General features: G+C 66.2%; 14 protein-coding genes. 10 read left to right on the forward strand and 4 right to left on the reverse strand.

From position 1 onward, the window contains the following. A partial coding sequence (locus LPZ50_RS09115; RefSeq protein ID WP_230660258.1) for a PLP-dependent transferase occupies positions 1 to 563 on the reverse strand: 563 nt, incomplete at its 3' end. 108 nt (positions 564 to 671) lie between these two features. Here LPZ50_RS09115 and LPZ50_RS09120 point away from each other — a divergent pair. The 3 genes from LPZ50_RS09120 to LPZ50_RS09130 all read left to right on the forward strand — a co-directional run bounded on the left by LPZ50_RS09120 (position 672) and on the right by LPZ50_RS09130 (position 3,690). Next, positions 672 to 1,604: a LysR substrate-binding domain-containing protein gene (locus tag LPZ50_RS09120; protein ID WP_230660261.1), complete on the forward strand. Its 933-nt coding sequence runs from the start codon at positions 672 to 674 to the stop codon at positions 1,602 to 1,604. A gap of 62 nt (positions 1,605 to 1,666) precedes the next feature. Beyond that, on the forward strand, positions 1,667 to 2,062 hold the full coding sequence (locus LPZ50_RS09125) for a lysozyme inhibitor LprI family protein (RefSeq protein WP_230660264.1): 396 nt from the start codon (positions 1,667 to 1,669) through the stop codon (positions 2,060 to 2,062). Positions 2,063 to 2,304: 242 nt separating this feature from the next. Next, on the forward strand, positions 2,305 to 3,690 hold the full coding sequence (locus tag LPZ50_RS09130; protein WP_230660267.1) for a metal-dependent hydrolase family protein: 1,386 nt from the start codon (positions 2,305 to 2,307) through the stop codon (positions 3,688 to 3,690). A 6-nt stretch (positions 3,691 to 3,696) separates the two neighbouring features. On the opposite strand, the gene LPZ50_RS09135 is transcribed toward LPZ50_RS09130, so the two are convergent. After that, positions 3,697 to 5,700 (reverse strand): alkaline phosphatase D family protein, encoded by a 2,004-nt coding sequence (locus tag LPZ50_RS09135; RefSeq protein ID WP_230660270.1) that lies wholly within the window; start codon positions 5,698 to 5,700, stop codon positions 3,697 to 3,699. Positions 5,701 to 5,937: 237 nt separating this feature from the next. On the opposite strand from LPZ50_RS09135, the gene LPZ50_RS09140 reads away from it, so the two are divergent. From LPZ50_RS09140 to LPZ50_RS09160, 5 genes are read left to right on the forward strand one after another with little or no spacing between them, the layout of a single operon-like run. Beyond that, positions 5,938 to 6,879: an ABC transporter permease gene (locus LPZ50_RS09140; RefSeq protein WP_230660273.1), complete on the forward strand. Its 942-nt coding sequence runs from the start codon at positions 5,938 to 5,940 to the stop codon at positions 6,877 to 6,879. Beyond that, positions 6,879 to 7,712 (forward strand): ABC transporter permease, encoded by an 834-nt coding sequence (locus tag LPZ50_RS09145; RefSeq protein WP_230660276.1) that lies wholly within the window; start codon positions 6,879 to 6,881, stop codon positions 7,710 to 7,712. The genes LPZ50_RS09140 and LPZ50_RS09145 overlap by 1 nt, the downstream gene beginning before the upstream one ends. Before the next feature lie 2 nt (positions 7,713 to 7,714). Further along, positions 7,715 to 9,559, forward strand: a complete 1,845-nt coding sequence (locus LPZ50_RS09150) for a dipeptide ABC transporter ATP-binding protein (protein ID WP_230660279.1) — start codon at positions 7,715 to 7,717, stop codon at positions 9,557 to 9,559. A 30-nt stretch (positions 9,560 to 9,589) separates the two neighbouring features. Further along, entirely contained in the window at positions 9,590 to 11,182 is a 1,593-nt protein-coding gene (locus LPZ50_RS09155) for an ABC transporter substrate-binding protein (protein WP_230660282.1), read from the forward strand. 17 nt (positions 11,183 to 11,199) lie between these two features. Beyond that, the gene (locus tag LPZ50_RS09160; protein ID WP_230660284.1) at positions 11,200 to 12,738 is read left to right on the forward strand and encodes a M81 family metallopeptidase; all 1,539 of its coding nucleotides are present in this window, start codon (positions 11,200 to 11,202) and stop codon (positions 12,736 to 12,738) included. Between the two features lie 119 nt (positions 12,739 to 12,857). Here the strand turns inward: LPZ50_RS09160 and LPZ50_RS09165 are convergent, their stop codons facing one another. Then, the gene (locus LPZ50_RS09165; protein WP_230660287.1) at positions 12,858 to 13,805 is read right to left on the reverse strand and encodes a LysR family transcriptional regulator; all 948 of its coding nucleotides are present in this window, start codon (positions 13,803 to 13,805) and stop codon (positions 12,858 to 12,860) included. Positions 13,806 to 13,866: 61 nt separating this feature from the next. Continuing rightward, on the reverse strand, positions 13,867 to 15,021 hold the full coding sequence (locus tag LPZ50_RS09170) for a metallophosphoesterase (RefSeq protein WP_230660292.1): 1,155 nt from the start codon (positions 15,019 to 15,021) through the stop codon (positions 13,867 to 13,869). A 243-nt stretch (positions 15,022 to 15,264) separates the two neighbouring features. On the opposite strand from LPZ50_RS09170, the gene LPZ50_RS09175 reads away from it, so the two are divergent. Both LPZ50_RS09175 and LPZ50_RS09180 read left to right on the forward strand, forming a co-directional pair. Then, entirely contained in the window at positions 15,265 to 17,244 is a 1,980-nt protein-coding gene (locus tag LPZ50_RS09175; protein WP_230660295.1) for a TonB-dependent receptor domain-containing protein, read from the forward strand. Further along, a partial coding sequence (locus LPZ50_RS09180) for a cobaltochelatase subunit CobN (protein WP_230660298.1) occupies positions 17,244 to 19,516 on the forward strand: 2,273 nt, incomplete at its 3' end. The genes LPZ50_RS09175 and LPZ50_RS09180, both read left to right, overlap by 1 nt.

The following is a 19,516-nucleotide window of genomic DNA, read 5'->3' on the forward strand; positions in this document are numbered from 1 at the left end:
ACGCCATGCGCCAGCGGCTGGAAGCCCAGGGGGCTGGCCCAGGTGTTGTCCATCATGGTCAGCACGCCATGGCGGCGGGCCACCTCGGCGATGGCCGGTATATCGGCCATTTCCATGGTGACGGTGCCTGGCGCTTCCATGCAGATCATGCGCGTGGTCGGCCGCAGCAGGGATTCGATGTCGGCGCCGATGGCGGGCGCATAGATTTCCACGTCCACCCCCATGTGCGCCAGCCATTTTTCGGCGAAGGTCTTCAGTGCGCCATAGCAGGCGGCAGACACCAGCAGGTGGTCGCCGCCGCGCACGAAACCCATCACGCCCGTCATCAGGGCCGCCGCTCCGGACGGGGTAATGACGCAATGCTCGGCGCCTTCCAGCGCGGCGATGCGCGACTCGAGCAGGCGGGCTGTCGGCGTGCCGGTAATGCCGTAGCTGTAGCCGTCGGGTTGGCGTTGCTTGCGGTTGACGAAATCGGCCAGGGACTCGAATACCACGGTCGACGCCCGTTCCACCGAGGGCGCCAGGCTGGCGAAATTTCTATTAACGTTGCTTATGGTATTCATTTAATCTATTCGCATGGATTAAGTGTTGCGGGAATGGATGCAGTTTGGGTGTTCCAGGCCACGCGCTCAACAATTGAAATGACTTAGTCAATAACCGGGACTTATAGAATGGATATGCGCGAGATCCAGGTCTTCCGCGCCGTGATGCAGGCGGGAACCACCAGCAAGGCGGCCAATCTGCTGGGTGTTTCGCAGCCCGCCATCAGCCAGGCCATACGCAAGCTGGAAGACTCTTCCGGCTTGCGCCTGTTCGAGCGCGTGCGCGGCAGGCTGGTGCCTACTCCCGAGGCCGGGGCGCTGATGGAAGAAGTGGACCGCTGCTTCGCGGGCTTTGAATTGATCGAACATCGCATCCGCAGCCTGAAGTCGTTCGGGGTGGGGCGCCTGGCCATCGGGTCGCTGCCCGCCCTGGGCACCGGGTTCATGCCGCGCGCCATCGCCGCGTTCGGCCTGGAGAAGCGCCGCCTGCAGATGTCATTCCAGATCATGAGTTCGCGCGAAGTGCTGCAGCAGGTGGCGGCGGGCCAGCTGGATTTCGGCCTGATGGCCGACGAACTGTCGGTGGCCGGCATGGAACATTCCGTGTTCCTGCGCACGCCAGGCGTCATTGCCATGCATAGCCGCCATCCGCTTGCGGGCAAGCCCGTGCTGCACGCGGCCGACCTGGTGCAGCATGCTTTTATCGCCCTGAATCCCGAAGATGCCAGCCGGCGCCGCCTGGAAGGCGCGCTGCGCGAGCAAGGGCTGGCCCTGAACCCCATACTGGAGACCCCGTATTCGAACTCGGTGTGCGAACTGGCGCTGAACGGACTGGGCATGGGGATGGTGCATCCCATCATGGCGCTGGACTATCTTTCGCGCGGCCTGACGATCAAGCGTATCGGGCTGGATATCAGTTTCACCAGCCTGCTGGTGTTCCGCCCGGGGGCGCCGCTGTCGGGCAATGCGAAATCCCTGTTGAAGGCAATGCGCATCCAGCTGGACAGCGACATGCATAAAGTGGGCATGGCCCTGGGCGCCCCCGCGGCGCTGCCGCTTTGACGGGGCGACCAGACACGTTTATCTTTTCCGTTACCCGGTAAGGTTTTCTCTGGAGCATTGCGATGCGTCTGTTCATGCTGGGCGTGGCCCCGCTGGTATTGTCCTTTGCCGCGCACGCCGCGCCTTCATGCGACCAGGCAGCCAGCCAGGCAGCCATGGCGCAATGCGCGGCGCAAGCCTACAAGCAGGCCGATGCGGACCTCAACAAGGCTTACCGGGCCGTGACGGCCCGCCTGAAGGACGCCGAAGGCCGCCGCGACAGCCTGGTCCGCGCACAGCGTGCCTGGCTGGCTTTCCGCGATGCCGAATGCCAGTTCGTGGCGGGCAATGGCGGCAGCGCCGATGCCATGATCGGCAGCATGTGCCTGGAATCCCAGACCCGCGCACGCACGGACGCACTGAACCAGTATCTCAGTTGCCCCGAGGGCGACCTGGCCTGCCCGTTGCCGCCATCCTGATCCGGCTGCCAGGCGCCGTCCTGGCCGTGGGCGAGCGCCGCGCCGCCAAACCTCTTGTCGGTCGTGCACCGGCAGAGTATTGTCGGATGGCTCAAGTCGATTGATTGTTCGTCCCGGCCGCCCATGCGGCGTACGCCTCAGTGCAGTGCTTGGTTCAACAGGTGGTGAACATGACAGCAGGCAGGAAGGGTAGGCAATCCCAGATCAACCACGCATTGGGTTGCCCGTGTGACAAGTCGCAAGTGGCATACGCCAACCGGCGCATCGGCGCCGACCTGGCCCGGCGCGGCTTCGTGGCGGGGCTCAGCGCGTCGATGCTGGGCGCCATCATGCCAGGCCTGTCGCTGGCCGCCGCCACCGGTGGGCAACCACCGCCCGGTCCGTTCGTGTTCAGCAATTTCCGCCTGTTCGACGGCAAGTCGGCCGCGCTGCGCGACGGCCTGTTCATGGTGGTGGAAGGCAGCATGATCGCGCAAGTGGGGCAGGGCGCGGCGCCCGCCAAAGAAGGCGCCACGGCGGTGGACTGCGGCGGCCGGATCCTGATGCCGGGCCTGATCGACGCGCATTGGCATGCGCTGCTGGCGGCGGTACCCATCCAGACCATCTTGCAGGCCGATATCGCCTTCGTGCATATCGCGGCCGTGGCCGAGGCCCGCAATACCCTGATGCGCGGCTTCACTACCATCCGCGATGCGGGCGGCCCGTCTTTCGCGCTGAAGCAGGCCATAGATAGCGGCCTGGCGGCGGGGCCGCGCATTTATCCTTCCGGCGCCATGATCACCACCACCGGCGGCCACGGCGATTTCCGCCCACTGTTCGAATTTCCCCGTACTGGCGGGCCTGCCAGCCAGATAGAACAGGTAGGGGGCGCCGCCATTGCCGACAGTGCGGACGAAATCCGCCTGCGGGTGCGCGAACAGTTCGTGCAAGGCGCCTCGCAAGCCAAGATCGTGGGCAGCGGCGGGGTGTCCTCGCCGCGCAGTCCGCTGGACATGCTGACCTTCACTGAAGAGCAACTGCGCGCCGGCGTCGAGACGGCGCGCGACTGGGGCTCGTACGCGATGGTGCATGCCTACACGCCGCAGGCCGTGCAGCGTTCGCTGGCGGCGGGAGTGCAGTGCATCGAGCATGGCCATTTGATGGATGACGCCACCGCCGCGAAAATGGCCGAGCAGGGCACCTGGCTGAGCACGCAGCCATTTATCGACCAGAACGACGTGGCGCCGCTGTCGGGACCGGGGCTGCAGCGCTTCCTGGATATCACCGCCGGTACGCCCAGAACGTTCGAGCTGGCGCGCAAGCACGGCATCAAGACGGCTTTTGGCACCGACCTGATTTTCTCGGCCACCCTGGCCAGGCGGCAGGGCACGATGCTGGCCCATTTGGGGCGCTGGTTCTCGAACGCCCAGGTGCTGCAGATGGCCACCTCGACCAACGCCGAACTGCTGGCCCTGTCGGGCCAGCGCAATCCCTATCCCGCGCGGCTTGGCGTGCTGGAAGCCGGTGCCTACGCCGACCTTCTGGTGGTGGATGGCAATCCGCTGGAAGATCTGGCCGTGCTGACCCGGCCCGAGCAGAACCTGCGGCTGATCATGAAAGACGGGCGCGTCTATAAGAACTTGCTGTAAGGTGGGTCAGGTGCGGGCGCTGGGCTGCCGCCGGGGCTGTACCGCGGCGGCCGTGTCATCCGGCGTTGCCAGGAATTGCGTCGAGGGAGAGCCGTCGGCGTTGTGCTGCATGATGCGCGCGGGCCGCCCGTGTCCGTCCAGGAAAACCTGGCCGATGCCCGCGCCGTTCCACAGGCGTTCGCCGCTGCGGCGGCGATCGGGCAGGCGCGGGCTGATCTGCAGATGGCGCCGCGTGGTCAACCAGTTCAGGGGCGAGCGCGGCGAATACAGCCAGCGGTTCAGGCGGTCCAGCCAGTCCAGCAGGCGGCGCGGGAATTCATTCTTGATGCCGCTGCTGGTAATTTGCCAGATGTGCGGCGTGTGGTCGCGGTCGCGCACCTGCACGTCGTAGGCAAAGGAATAGTGCACGTCGCCCGACAGAATCACGTAATTGCCGGGCGTGCGCGAATGCCGGAATATGTTCAGCATGACACTCGCCGCGCCGCGGTGGGCCATCCAGTTTTCGGCATCCACCGTCAACGATTGCCCCGCCCAGGTGCAGATGCGCTGGATGACCTCGATCAGCTTGACGCCGAACATGGGGGCGGGCGACACGATGACGGCGGCCTGCTCATCCAGTAGTTCCTGCTGCAGCTGGGTCAGCGATTCCCAGTCCATCAGGCCGGAGGGCTTGCTGGGAAACCGCCGGCTGCGCCAGCGGTGGGTGCGGGTGTCCAGCACGATGATGGCGGGGTTGCTGCGCAGCACGTAGTCCCATTGGCCGAATGCCAGCAAGTCGGTGATTAGCGCGTCCTGCGCGGGAAGGTCCAGGTGGCCGCGCGCATCGGGCGCGGCGGTCAGCGCCGCGGTCTGGTCCAGCACGCCGCCGAAGGCATCCGGATGGTTGCCCCAGCCCTGGCACAGCATGTATGCCACCAGCGCGTTCCCCACGATGCGCCGCGAAAACGGATGCCCGTAAGCGGTTTCTTCCCACTTGGCCGACAGGTTCCAGTCGTCGGTGATGTCGTGATCGTCGAAGATCATCAGGGTTTGCACGTGCGCCAGCAGGCGCGCGGCGCGCGGCAGGTCGGCGCGGAAACCGTGCAAGGCCCGGCATTCCTTGTTCCAGCGGCGCGCGTGCTCGTCATCCAGCGCCGGCATGCGCGGCTCGGGCACCAGGTGCCAGGGCACGGGCGACCATGCCAGCAGGTACATGGCCAGTACCTCGGCCAGGGTTACCAGGTGATTGTGCGCGCTGGCCGTGGTGAAAACAGGCTTTTCCACGCCGCCGAAAAAACGCTCGCGCAGGGCTTCATTGGAACGGAAGGCGGGCAGCAGGTCTTCGCGATGGTAGTAGCTGGCAGGGTGGGCATAAAGCGCTTCGCTGTCCTCGACGACGGCCCCTTCAATGTGTTCGCCGAACAGGCCCAGCCGGCGGATCAAGGCATGGATGGTGGCCAGCATGGGCCCGGCCACGTCATCGGCATAGACCTGGTCGCCGCACAGCATCAACAGCGCGGGCCGGGCCTGGGCCTGGCCGATACTGCCGGACAGCAGTTCGTCGGCACGCGCCAGGCCGTCCCGCGCCGGATGGTGGGGCTTGCGGCACGAGCCGAACAGGATATCGTCCGCGCGGCTGCGCAGTACCAGGCTGGGGCGGGTGGCGCCGTTGTGCAGCAGGTGCGGCGCCCAGTGGGCGATGCCCGACGCCTTGCCGCCGGCCGGCGCGGCAAGCAAGTCATATTCAATGACGGTGTCCTGCGGCAGGGGTTGCGGCAGGGAGAGATCCAGCAGGTGCAGCCAGGCGTGCCGGCCGACGGGAATGGCCCGGCAACGGCTTTCGTCCAGCGGCAGCCGCCAGGGCTCGGCGCCGGCGGGCCGCAGTTCCAGCGTCAGGTCCAGCCGCTCACTGCCCACCAGCCACATGACCAGGCGCCCGGGCTCCATGCGGCGCAGGATGGGGCCGGCCAATACGGGGGGCAGGGGGGCGGAATCGGGAGAGGTATCGGGTGTTGAATCAGGCAAAAGCATGCAATCGTGTGCCAGGGGCAGAGGGCTAGTGTAGCCGGGCGGGCCGGCTAGGGGAATTCCCTAGGCGGGCCGGCCGCCACTCGCGGACAAAGCCAGTACTGGCAAGGCTTTCCGGAAACATTCTAATTAAGGCAAGGCTTTTTTAGAAATATTGATATGGATGGAACGCTGCCCCCTATCTAGAATCCGCCGCAAGTTGTTCTACGCGTCAGCGGCTTTACTGGATAAAGGGAAACAATGCTTTCGTACACATTGCGACGGCTGTTCATGACACTGCCTGTCATGCTGTTCGTTGCGCTGTTCGTGTTTGGCCTGCTGGATCTGGCACCCGGGGACCCCGCGGCCCTGCTGGCGGGCGAAGATGCCACGCCGGAAGACATTCTGCGCATCCGGGCCACCCTGGGCCTGGACCAGCCGTTCTTGCAGCGTTTCGGAGCCTGGAGCTGGAATGTGCTGCACGGCGACCTGGGCACGTCGCTGTTCACGGGCCAGCCCGTCAGCCACATGATCAGCCAGCGGCTGGCGCCGACTTTTTCGCTGATGCTGATGACACTGATCGTGTCGGTGGCCATCGCCATCCCGATCGGTGCGCTGGCCGCCTGGAAACACAACCGCCTGCAGGACCGCGGCATCATGATCCTGGCGGTGTTCAGTTTCTCGGTGCCGTCTTTCGCGGTGGGATACCTGCTGGCGTGGATCTTCGGCCTGCAACTGCGCTGGTTCCCGGTGCAGGGCTATGCGCCGCTGGCCAATGGGTTATGGGCGTCCGTGCACACTCTGGTACTGCCGGCCCTGGCGCTGGGCAGCGTCTACGTGGCGCTGATCACCCGCATCACGCGCGCCACGCTGCTGGAAACCCTCAGCCAGGACTATGTGCGCACCGCGCGCGCGAAGGGGGTGAACAATCGCGGGCTGCTGTTCCGCCACGCGCTGAAGAACGCGGCGGTGCCCATTATTACCGTCATCGGCAGCGGCGTTGCATTGCTGATCAGCGGCACGGTCGTTACCGAAACGGTTTTCTCCATTCCCGGGCTGGGCCGCCTGGTAGTCGACGCCATCCTGCGGCGCGACTATCCGATCATCCAGGGAGTCATCTTGCTGTTCAGCTTCATGTACGTGCTGATCAACCTGCTGGTCGATCTGCTGTATCGCGCCTTCGACCCGAGGATCAAGTACTGATGAATACCTTTACCGGCTTTCTCAAGCGGCATCCCACCGCGGCCGTCGGCGGCCTGCTGGTGGTGCTGCTGTTCCTGATGGCAGTACTTGCGCCCTGGCTGGGCACGGTGGATCCGACGGCGCTGTCGCCCATCCATCGTACGCGGGCGCCCAGCGACCAGTTCTGGTTCGGAACCGATCTGCTGGGGCGCGACGTGTATTCGCGCGTGATCTACGGGGCGCGCATTTCGCTGATCGTGGGCTTCACGGTGGCGGCGTTGTCCACGGTAATCGGCGTGGTCATCGGGCTGGCCGCGGGTTTCGTGCGCTGGGTGGATGCCGTGGCCATGCGCATCATGGACGGCTTCATGTCCATCCCGACCATCCTGCTGGCCATTGCACTGATCGCCCTGACGCGCGCGTCGCTGCAGAATGTCATCATCGCCATCACCATCGCCGAGGTTCCCCGCGTGGTGCGCCTGGTGCGCGGCATGGTGCTGTCGCTGCGCGAACAGCCTTATGTCGAGGCGGCGGTGGCGGCCGGCGCCAGCCGTACGCGTATTGTCATCAAGCATATTTTTCCCAATACCTTGGCCGCGCTGATGGTGCAGGCCACTTATATCTGCGGCGTGGCGATCCTGGCCGAGGCCAGCCTGTCGTTCATCGGCGCGGGCGTGCCGCCCTCGGTGCCATCGTGGGGCAACATCATGGCCGAAGGGCGCGCCCTGTGGCAGATCAAGCCGCACCTGATCGCCTTCCCGGCGCTGTTCCTGTCCATCACGATCCTGGCGATCAACATGCTGGGCGACGGGCTGCGCGACGCCGTTGACCCGCGCATGGCCAAGAGGATCTGACGATGAGCACAAGCACCACAACCAACCGCCGCGTGCTGGATGTGCGCGACCTTTCCGTCGCGTTCGGCCACGGCGGCAACACGTTCCGCGCCGTCAAATCCCTGAGCCTGCATGTGGACCGGGGAGAAACCCTGGCCATCGTGGGCGAATCCGGGTCGGGCAAGTCGGTGACCTCGCTGGCCGTGATGCGGCTGGTGGAATTCGGCGGCGGCCGTATCGAAAGCGGCAGCATGGTGTTCCACCGGGCCTCGGGCCAGACGGTAGACCTGGTGGCCGCGTCCGAAGACAGCATGCGCGCCATGCGCGGCAATGACCTGGGCATGATCTTCCAGGAGCCCATGACGTCGCTGAATCCGGTGTTCACGGTGGGGGCGCAGATCGTCGAGGCGATCCGCCTGCACCAGGCCTGCGACGGCGCCGCCGCGCGGGCGGCGGCCCGGCGCATCCTGGACCAGGTGCGCATTCCGGACGCCGGCGCGATCATGGGGCGCTATCCGCACGAGTTGTCGGGCGGGATGCGCCAGCGCGTCATGATCGCCATGGCCCTGTCGTGCAAGCCGGCGCTGCTGATCGCCGATGAACCGACCACCGCCCTGGACGTGACCATCCAGGCGCAGATCCTGCAATTGATCCGCGAGCTGCAGCGCGAGATGGACATGGGGGTCATCTTCATTACCCACGACATGGGCGTGGTGGCCGAGGTGGCCGACAGGGTAATGGTGATGCGCAAGGGCGACGTGGTCGAGAACAACGATGTGCAGGGCTTGTTCAAGGCGCCTGCCCATCCCTACACGCAGGCGCTCATGGCGGCGGTGCCCCGCCTGGGGGCGATGCGCGGCACGGCATTGCCGGCGCGCTTTCCCTTGCTGTCGGATACCGGCCAGGCCGAGCCGCCTGCCGCCGTGGCGGCGAAGGACGAGGTGGTACTGAGCGTGCGCGGGCTGGTTACGCGCTTCGATGTGCGCGGGGGTGTCTTCGCCCGCGTGAAGAAGCGCGTGCATGCTGTGGAACAGGTCAGTTTCGACCTGCACGCCGGCGAGACACTGGCGTTGGTGGGAGAGTCGGGTTGCGGCAAGACGTCCACCGGGCGCTCGTTGCTGCGCTTGGCCAAGACCACGCGCGGCACTATCACCTTCGAGGGACAGCCCATCAGCCAGGACGACCCCGGCGCCTTGCGCACGCTGCGACGCAATATGCAGTTCGTGTTCCAGGACCCTTTTGCGTCGCTGAACCCCCGCATGCGGGTGGGTGATTGCGTGAAGGAACCGATGCTGATCCATGGCCTGTACAGCGGTGCCCAGGCCGGCCGCCGCGCGGCCGAGCTGTTCGAACGCGTGGGGCTGGATGCCTCGATGCTGCGGCGCTGGCCGCACGAGTTCTCGGGCGGGCAACGCCAGCGCATCTGCATCGCGCGCGCGCTGTCGGTCGACCCAAAGGTGCTCATCGCGGACGAATCGGTATCCGCGCTGGATGTGTCCATCCAGGCACAGATCGTGAACCTGCTGATCGACCTGCAGCGCGACCTGGGCATCAGCCTGCTGTTCATTTCGCACGATATGGCCGTGGTGGAACGCATCAGCCACCGCGTTGCGGTGATGTACCTGGGCCAGATCGTCGAGATCGGCCCGCGCCAGGCCATTTTCGAGCACCCCCAGCATGCGTATACCCGCAAGCTGATGCAGGCCGTGCCCGTTGCGGATCCCGGCGCGCGGCGCGGCGGCACGCTGGAACTCAGCGAATTGCCCAGCCCGGTGCGCGCCATCGGCGACGAGCCGGACGTGCAGCCGCTGGTCCAGGTCGGCGACGGCCATTTCGTGGCGCGGCACCGCATCGGTGGCGCGTACTAGTCGTTTTCTTCTTTTACCCGGAGATCAACAATGGATCGTAGGAATTTTCTGCTGGCTTCCTCGGCTTCGGCCGCCGCCTGGGCGCTGCCGGGCTTTGCTTTCGCGCAGCCCGCGAAACAGGCGTTCCGCTGGGTACCGCAAGCCGACCTGACACTGCTGGACCCGGTATTCACCACCGCGGCCGTCACCCAGGTGCACGCCCAACTGGTGTTCGACACCCTGTATGGGCTGGATAACGAATACCAGCCCAGCCCGCAGATGGTGGCCAGCCAGGCCAGCGAGAACAACGGCCTGCTATGGAAAATTACCTTGCGCGACGGCCTGGTATTCCATGACGGTTCTCCAGTGCGGGCGCAGGACGCCGTGGCCAGCATCCAGCGCTGGGCCAAGAAAGACCTGATGGGCCGGTCGTTGATGCAGTCCACGGAATCACTGGCCGCGCTGGACGACAAGACCTTCCAGTTCACGCTGAAGAAACCTTTCCCCCTGATCCTGCATGCCTTGGGCCGCCAGTCGGGCAACATGGCCTGCATCATGCCGGAACGCCTGGCTTCGCAGCCGGAAACCGAGGCGGTCAAGGAAATGGTGGGCAGCGGACCCTTTACCTTCAAGGCCGATAAGTGGATGTCGGGCTCGCGCGTGGTGTATGAGAAGTTCGATGGCTATGTGCCGCGCACGGACGACCGCAAGCCGGAATTCACCGCCGGCCCCAAAGTGGCCCATGTCGGCGAAGTGCAATGGCATATCATTCCCGACCGCGCCACCGCCATCGCGGCGCTGCAGGCGGGCGAGGTGGACGGCGTGGAGATGGTGGACAACGATTTCCTGCCCATCCTGACCCAGGACCCCAACATTCAGCTGGTCAAGCGCAGCCTGCCCACCATAGGCGTGATGCGCTTCAACCACCTGCACGCGCCGTTCAATAACGTGGCCATTCGCCGCGCAGTGCTCAGCGCGGTGAACCAGACCGAGTACATGACCGCCATGAACGGCGCGGATTTCCCCGAGTACTGGAGCGACCAGTGCGGCGTATTCGTGCCCGGCTCGCCGATGGCCAGCGATGCGGGCATGGAAAAGCTCACGGGCAAGCGCGATATCGACGCGGCCCGCGAAGCCATCAAGGCGGCCGGCTACAACGGCGAGAAAGTCGTGTTGCTGGACCCGGTGGATTTCCCAACATGGCATGCGGCCGCGCTGGTGACGGCCGACCTGTTCAAGCGGCTGGGCTTCAACGTGGATGTGCAGACCATGGACTGGGGCACCGCCGTGCAGCGCCGCAATAATCAGGATGCGCCCGCCGCGGGCGGTTGGAACGTGGCGTTCACCGGCAACACCGGCCCCAACAACCTGGACCCGGCGGGTCACCTGGCGTTGCGCGGCAACGGCAAGAAGGCGTGGTTTGGCTGGCCCACCAGCGAGCGCATCGAGCAGTTGCGCCTGGACTGGTTCAACGCGCCGGACCTGGAAGCGCAGAAGAAGATCTGCCGCGACATCCAGCTGCAGGTGTTCGAGGACGTGCCCTATATTCCGTTGGGCGCCAGCTACCCCGTCAGCGCCTTGCGCAAGGAGTGGCGCGACTTCCAGCCGCAGATGTCGCTTTTCTACACCGTGCACAAGGCATAAGGCGCAAAGGATATCCCATGAGCAGCAAGGCACCGAAAGTCGCGATTCTTGGCTTTCACCTGGAATCCAATGCGTTTTCCCCATTGTCGGTCGAAGAAGACTTTCGAGCGCAGTGCTGGGAAGAGGGCGATGGCATCAGCGAACTGGCGCGCGGCGTCAGCCGCCTGCCCAGCGAAGTGTCCGGGTTCTACGCCCGCATGGATGAGATCGGCGAATGGACTCCCGCGCCGCTGATCGTGATCGGGGCGCCGCCGGGCGGCCCGGCCAGCACCGATGTGTGGACGGCGTTCCTGGACGCGGTACAAGCGCGCCTGCAGGCCGCCATGCCGGTGGATGCGGTGTACGTGGCGAATCACGGCGCTTCCTCGGCGGATGGCGTGGACGACACCGAAGGGGTGCTGGCACGGCGCCTGCGCGAATTGGTGGGGCCCGGCGTTCCCATCGTGGCCACGCACGACCTGCACTGCAACGTATCGCAGGACACCGTGGACGCACTGGATGGCCTGATCGCCTATCGCACCAATCCGCACGTGGACCAGCGCGAGCGCGCGGCCGACGCCGCCGACATGATCCACGAGATTCTTGCCGGCACGCGCATGGTAACCGCCTATGTGCGCTTGCCGCTGACGCCGCCCTCGGTCACCCTGTCGACCGCCTCCGGCCCGTACGCCGATATGGTTGCCATGGGGGCCCGGTTGACGCAGCCGGCGGACGAGGGGCCCATCGCCCATGTGGCGGTTTGCGCGGGGTTCGTATTTTCGGACCTGCCCAAGTGCGGCGTCACCGTCACTGTTACGGCGCGCGGCGACTTGCAGGCGGCGCGGCGCGCCGCGTTGCAGGTGGCGCGCGCGGGCTGGGCCGACCGGGCGCGCTACGTGGCCAATACCATCAGCGTGGAACGCGCGGTAGAACTGGCCCGCAATGCCAGCCAGGCGCTGCTGTTCGCCGACGTGGCCGACAACCCGGGCGGCGGCGGGCGGGGCAATACCTCGTGGCTATTGCAGGCCTTCGATGAAGCGCGCGTGCCGCATGTGGTCCTGGGTGTGTTCGTGGACCCGGCGCTGGCGGCCGAAGCCGCCCTGCTGGGCGTGGGCGCCGAGTTCGATGCGGTATTCAATCGCCAGGAAAGCGAGTATTCGCGCCGCTATACCGCGCGCGCGCGCATACTGAAGCTGACCGACGGCGAGGGCATGGGGCGGCGCGGCATCATGCGGGGACGCAAGTTCTCGCTGGGCCAGACTTGCCTGCTTCAGCTGGTGGATTCGGGCATGCAGGTGGTGGTGGGCAGCCTGCGCCGCCAGTTGGCCGAACCGGCCATCCTGGAAATGCATGGCATCGACATCGCTACCGCGGGACACGTCATTGTCAAGAGCCGTGGCCATTATCGGGCCGGCTTCGACGAGTTCTTCCCGAACGACCGCATCCACGACGTCGACAGCCCTGGGCTGACCACGCCCAACCTGAAGCAGATCGCCTTCAAGCGCCTGCCCCGGCCGGTGTGGCCGCTGGACAGCGATGCGGCCTGGCGCGAACCCGATTGGGCCGCGGACGTGTAAGTGCGGGGAGGGTGTCTGGCTTCCGTCAGGGTGCCAGACACTGTCTAACTGAGGCCGTCGTGGCACACAACGGTGTCCGGCACCTTCCGGAGCCGGACACCCGGCAGTGGGTGCGCCGCCTACTCCTGGCTGGGCACGGGCCCAAGGCCGGCCGCCATCCAGGCCGGGTGGGCATAGGCGGCATCGATATGCTCGCCCACCGACTCCACGAAGCGGGTCACGCTGGCCGGCAATTGCCGGTCGGCCATGGTCTGGATGTGCATATTGCGCTGATGCAGCTCGGCATTGGACATCGGGATGGTGACCAGCTCGCCCCGCTCGGTGGAATCCATGACGGTCAGGTCGCCGGAAAAGCCGATGGCGCCCCATTGCAGGCAGCTGTTCTGGATGGCGCCCTGGTTATTGCACGTAAGCGCGACGTTCAGGGCGATTTTTTCGTGCATGCAGCACAAGTCGATGATGAAGCGGATGGTGCTGCCCGGGCCCATCAGGGCCACCGGATAATTGCCGAGATCGCGCATCGACAGCACTTTTCGGCGGGCTAGCGGGTGATGGGGCGCCATGATGGCAAACACGGGCATGCGGCGGGCATATTGCACATGCACGCCCTGCGGCGGCGACAGGTTGTAGCTTAGCCCGATGTCGTCTTCGCCCTCGCGTACGCGGCGATTGATTTCCGACGACTGCAGAATATTCAGCTCGAAGCGCAGCGAGGGCTCATCTGCCAGGAACTTGCCTATCACGCGCGGCAGCAGTTCGCGCCCGAAAGCCTGGTTGGCGGAAATCCGTATGAGTTTCTGCCCGACCTTGCTCAGGTCGCGGATTTCGGCGCGCGCGCGCTCGGCTTCCAGGGCGGCGCGCCGCGCGTAAGCCTTGAGCAACTGCCCTGCTTCGGTCAGCACCATGCCGCGGGCGTGGCGGTCGAACAGCAGGGTCTGGTGTTCTTCTTCCAGCTTGCGGATCATGCGGCTTACCGCGGACGGCGCCACATGCAGTTTTTGCGCGGCCACCGTCAGGGACCCTGCATCGACGACTTCCAGGAAGTAACGCAAGGCGGTATTGAGCATGGTGCGGCGCGCGGGCTGGGTTTATGCGGGTTCTTATACTAGCTCAGGCATCCGCTCGCGGTCAGCGCCGCGCCACCAGCGTCAGCAGCGTGATTTCCGACGGCGCGTCCAGGCGCACGGGCGGCCCCCAATAACCGGTGCCGCGGCTGGTATAGACCCACATGTCGTCGAAGCGGCGCAGGCCGGCCGTGAAAGGCTGCTGGAACCGGACGAAGAAATTCCAGGGCAGGAATTGTCCGCCGTGCGTGTGGCCGGATATCTGCAACTGGAAGCCGGCCGGTGCGGCCGCGGCCGCGCTGCGGGGCTGGTGGGCCAGCAGCACACTGACAGCGCCGGCCGGCGCGCCCGCCAGGGCTGCCACCGGGTTGCTGGCCTGGGCCGGGTCGAAGGCGCCCGCGCTGTAGTCGGTAACCCCGGCCACCACCAGTTGCGCGCCCTGGTGGTTCAGGGTGGCATGCTGGTTCATCAGCACCTGCAAGCCTAGCCTGCGGAATTCGGCCACCCAGGATGAAGCGCCCGAATAATATTCATGATTGCCTGTTACCAGGAAGGCGCCGTGGCGGGCGCGCAGTTCGCCCAGCGGGCGCGTATGCGGCGCCAGTTGCGCAACCGGGCCGTCGACGACATCGCCGGTAATGGCGACCAGGTCGGGCTGCAGCGCATTCACGGCCTGCACGATCTGTTCGACATAGCCATGCTTGATGGTGGGGCCGACGTGGATGTCGGAGATCTGCGCGATGGTGAAGCCCTCTAGTGCGGCGGGCAGGTCCGCGATGGGCACCTGGACCCGCACGACGCGTGCCAGGCGGCGGGCATTGTAGATACCCAGCAGCGTGGCGGCGGCGGCCAGCGCCAGCACCGCGAATGCGCTGCCTGTTTTCACGGTGCTCACCGGCAGGTGCGCGGAGGCCAGCGCCGCGCCCGAAAACGCCAGGGCCAGCACCGCATCGCGCAGCAGAGTCAGCACGAACACCGACGAGAACAGCCCCATGGCCAACAGCCCGATGGCGGCGACCGTGTCCGCCCAGGGACGTGCGGCGAAGGGCCGGATGACCAGCGACAGGGGCATCAGCACACACGACAGCGCCAGGGCCGCCACCGCTGCCCATTGCTGGTGCGGGGACAGGGACAGGTCGGGAATCAGGCGCAGGCCGACATAGGCGTGGGCGGCCGCCACGAGGGCCAGCAGGCGCAATAAGAACGAAAGTCGGGGCATGGTCGGCGGTGGGCTAGTCGCCGCGCCAGGCAGCGCGCCGGCGACGGCAAGGGGTGAGCAGCGTGCCATCTTACGCGCCCGGGCGGGCCGGATGCGTCGGCTGGCAAGCCGCAGCTTCGACAACGCCGCGTTGCTATCGTTCACGAATAGTTATGATATAACATAACGTTTTATAAATGAACTTGCGCCAGGCAGCCTGAACAAGGCCTGTCCCTCCGGCCTCTACACCCCATGAATTCCAGAATGAACGCCAGGCGCGATGTAGCCGCCGGCTGCCTGATGATGTTAAGCGCGGTGAGCGCACCGGCCTGGGCCGAAGATGCGGAGGCGGAGCCGGGCGCGCAAAGAACGCGGCCCGCGCAAGCCGCCACGCTGTCGCCGGTGGTGGTGACGGCCACGGCATGGGAACGCAGCCAGGAAGCCGCGCCGGCCAGCGTCACCGTGATCGATGGCGACGCCTTGCGGCGGCAGCCGGTGCTGGATCTGGCGGACGCGGTCAGGGACACGGTGGGGGTCGGCCTGGAAGACGCGGGCCTGGGACGGCGCGGCATTTCGATCCGCGGCATGAGCGCCGAACACACCCTGATGCTGGTGGATGGGCAGCGCGTCAACAGTTCCGCTTCCGCGATTGCGCATTCCGATTTCGAGCTGGGCTGGGTGCCCACCGAGGCCATCGAGCGGGTCGAGGTGGTGCGGGGGCCGATGTCGTCCTTGTATGGTTCCGAGGCCCTGGGCGGCGTGGTCAATGTCATTACCCGCAGGGCCACGGACGATTGGCAAGGATCGTTCAGCACCTATGCCATGGCCAATGAGCACGACCTGGGGGGTAATCAATACAAAACAGGTTTCTACCTGGGTGGGCCCATCGTGCCCGGCAAACTGGGCCTGAATGTCTGGGGGGAATTCAGCCGTCGAGCGCCGTTGCGCGATGCCGGCAACACCGCCCTGACGGCCCTGGACGAACGGGAATCGACCTTCGGCCATGTGGGCCTGACCTGGACACCCGATGCCCGGCAGCGCGTGGACGTGTCGGTGGACGCGGGCAACGAATCGCAGGAAGGGTATCGCAGCAATACTGATGCCGTGGTGTACGAAGCCGGCAACGACGTGCAGCGCCGCCGCTATTCAATTTCGCACACCGGCAACTGGGCCTGGGGCAACAGCCAGGTTCGCCTGTACCGTTCCACGCTGGACCGCGATGCCTACCGCAGCGACGGCGGCGATGCGACCGGGCCCAATATCTTTACCGATACCGTGCTGGACGGACGGGTGGGTTTTGCGGCCGGCAGGGCGCACAAACTGACCCTGGGCGCCGAGACGCGGCGCGAGCGCCTGGAGGATCCGTCCGTGAACCAGGCGGGCGTAAAGTCGTTGACGCACTACGCGCTGTTCGCGCAGGACGAGATCCGGCTGAGCGAAAGCTGGGAACTGGTGCTGGGCAGCCGTTTCGACCGCCACGAGGATTTCGGCTGGCAGACCAGCCCGCGCGCCTACCTGCTGTTTCGCCCGGACCAGGCCTGGACGTTCAGGGCCGGCGTGGGAGAAGGGTTCAAGGCGCCCACGCTGAAGCAGTTGTCGCCCGAATATGAGTCGCGCGCCGCCATGGGCGGACGCGGCATTATCCGGGGCAATCCGGACCTGCAGCCGGAAACCAACCGAGCCTATGAACTGGGCGCGGCCTACGAGCAAGGGCGTTGGTCGGGCGGCGTGACGCTGTTCCACAACGACGTGAAGAACCTGATCGAAACCGTGCGCCAGCCTACCTGCTACGAGCCGCGCCGCGTGTGCCTGGAATACGAGAACGTGTCCAAGGCCCGGCTGCGCGGCGTGGAACTGACGGGTGGGGTTACCCTGCTGCCGAGTTGGCGCCTGGATGCCAACTACACCTACCTGGATGCACGCGATCGCAGTACGGGCGAGCGCCTAGCCGACCGTTCCCGGCATCGTGCCAACGCCACGCTGACCTGGGCGGCCTTGCAGCAGCTGGGAACGCGCCTGCGGGTGGAGTACATCGGGGCGCAATACCGGTCGGCCACCGAGAGCGACCGGCCTGGCTATACCCTGTTGCACTGGTACGTGGACTATGACGTCAATCCCAATCTCAGTCTGCATGCCGGTATCGAGAACCTGACCGACAAGCGCCTGGCCAATGACGATGCCGGTGTCTATGGGCGCGCGGATGAAGGCAGGCGCTACTTTGCCGGCCTGACCGCGAGGTTCTGATGGCTTGCCCGCGTTTTGCTTTGTGGCTGCGCCGCGTCGTGCCGGCGGTGCTGGCGCTCTGGCTGGCGGGGCCGGCCCTGGCGGCATCCGGGCCGGTCGTCCTGGTGCTGCACAACAGTTTCGTGTCTGCCGAAAAGTTCCAGCGCATGCAGGCCGGCGCCGCGCGGCAGGGTGTCGCGCTGCGGCACCTGGATGTCGGGCAGGCTGCGGCGCCCGCGCTGCGTCAGGCGGTTGAACAGGCGGCCCTGCTGGTGGTGGATAGTCCCCGGCCCAATGACCGCGCCGCGGTCTTGCGGCAGTTGCAGCAAGTGCCGCGCTATGCGGCAACGCCTGGCGTGACGGTTGGCGGCGGGCGGCCCGCCTGGCAGCACCTTTCGTCCGAATATGGCGCGGCCCTGGCGCAACTGTATGCGGCCGGGGGCGCCGAGAACTTCGGCCGATTCTTTGCCCTGGCCAGGGCGGTGCACGACGGCGTCGATCCGCCCGCCGATGCGCTGGGCCCGCCCGACACGTTGCCCGCTACCGGTTTCTATCATCCCGATGCGCCGCGCGTGTATACCCGTGTGCAGGATTACCTGCAGTGGTATGAGGTCCGGCCGGCGGCGCCGCAATCGACAGGCAAGGTGGCGTTCCTGGTGCACCAGGGAGTGGTCAGCGACCTGTTGACCCGCGAAGTGGACGACCTGGTTCGCCGTGCCGAGGCGGGCGGCCTGCTGCCGATTGTGTTCTGGTTTGACGGCGCGGGGCCCCAGGGGCTGCAAGACGTACTGGACGCCGGCCGGATCGATGCCCTGGTCAATCTCAGCCACATGCAGAATGGCGCGGCGCGCAGCCGGGACTTCCTGGTTCTGGATGTGCCGGTAATCCAGACGCTGCGTTTTCGCGAAGGCACGGCGGCCGACTGGCCGGCGGCGCACTCGGGGGTGGCGCCCCGCACCACCGCGGTATTCCTGGCCGGGCCGGAAGGCTGGGGAATCAGCGACCCGCTGGTGTTGTCCGCCAGTACCGACGGCACCAGCCACCTGCTGCCCAGGCAGGCGGATGCCCTGGTCGCGAAGCTGCGCAGCCTGGCCGCGCTGCGCCATACGCCACCGGCGCGGAAGCGGCTGGCGCTGATGTTCTGGAACTACCCCGCGGGTGAAAAAAACCTAGGCGCGTCGAATCTGAACATTCCCCGCAGCCTGGTGTCCATCCAGGCCGCGCTGGCATCGCAGGGGTACCAGGTTGGCAGTGCCATCACCGAAGCGCAGGCCATCGAGACCGCCCAGCGCATGCTGGGCGCGCTGTACGACCCCGCGAAGCTGGATGCCTTGCTGGCCGACGGCCTGGCTGCCCTGTATCCGCTGGCCGACTACGCAGACTGGCTGGCCGGCCTGCCGGAACAGCGGCAAGCCGAATTGCGGCATGCGGGCGATCCGGAGAAACACCGGGCGGTGCGCGAGATAAAAGGGCGGCGCTACTTCGTGATTCCGCGCTGGCAGCTGGGGCAGTGGCTGGTGATGCCGCAGATGCCGCGCCATGCCGGGCAGCCCGGCCACTATCACGACACCGCCAGCGCGCCCGACCATCTTTACATGGCGGCGTACCGGTACTTGCAGGAATCGTATGCTGCCCATGCGCTGATTCACCTGGGCACGCATGGTACGCAGGAATGGCTGCCCGGCAAAGACCGCGGCCTGGCGGACACCGATTATCCCTGGCTGGCCGTGGGCAGCCTGCCGGTGTTTTATCCCTACATCCAGGACAACGTCGGTGAAGCCATCCAGGCCAAGCGGCGCGGCCGCGCGGTCGTCATCAGCCACCAGACGCCGCCGTTCGCGCCGGCCGGCCTGTACGACCAACTACGCGACCTGCACCACTTGATCCACGAGTACCAGCAACTGGACGATGGCATGGTGCGTGAACAGGTCAGCGTGAAGATCCGCGCTGCCGCCATTGCCGCCAACCTGCATGCCGACATAGGCTGGACGGCACAGCAGGCGGAACAGGACTTCCCCGGTTTCCTGCAGCACTTGCACGACCACCTGCATGAGCTGGCGCGCAGCGCCATGCCGTTGGGCCTGCATGTCTATGGCCAGCCGCCCGAGCCCGGGCACCGGGTCACCACCATCATGCAGCAGTTGGGCCGCCCATTTTTCGACGCGCTGGGGGTGGATCAGGAAGAGCTATTCGCCGTCGACCCGGCCCGCTTGCCGGACAGCGCCCCATACCGGGCGGTGGCGCGCATGCTGGACGCCCAGGCGCCCGACGCCGGTGCCGCCACGCGGGAACA

This window comes from Bordetella petrii (assembly GCF_020991325.1).
GTDB lineage: Bacteria > Pseudomonadota > Gammaproteobacteria > Burkholderiales > Burkholderiaceae_B > Bordetella_A > Bordetella_A petrii_E.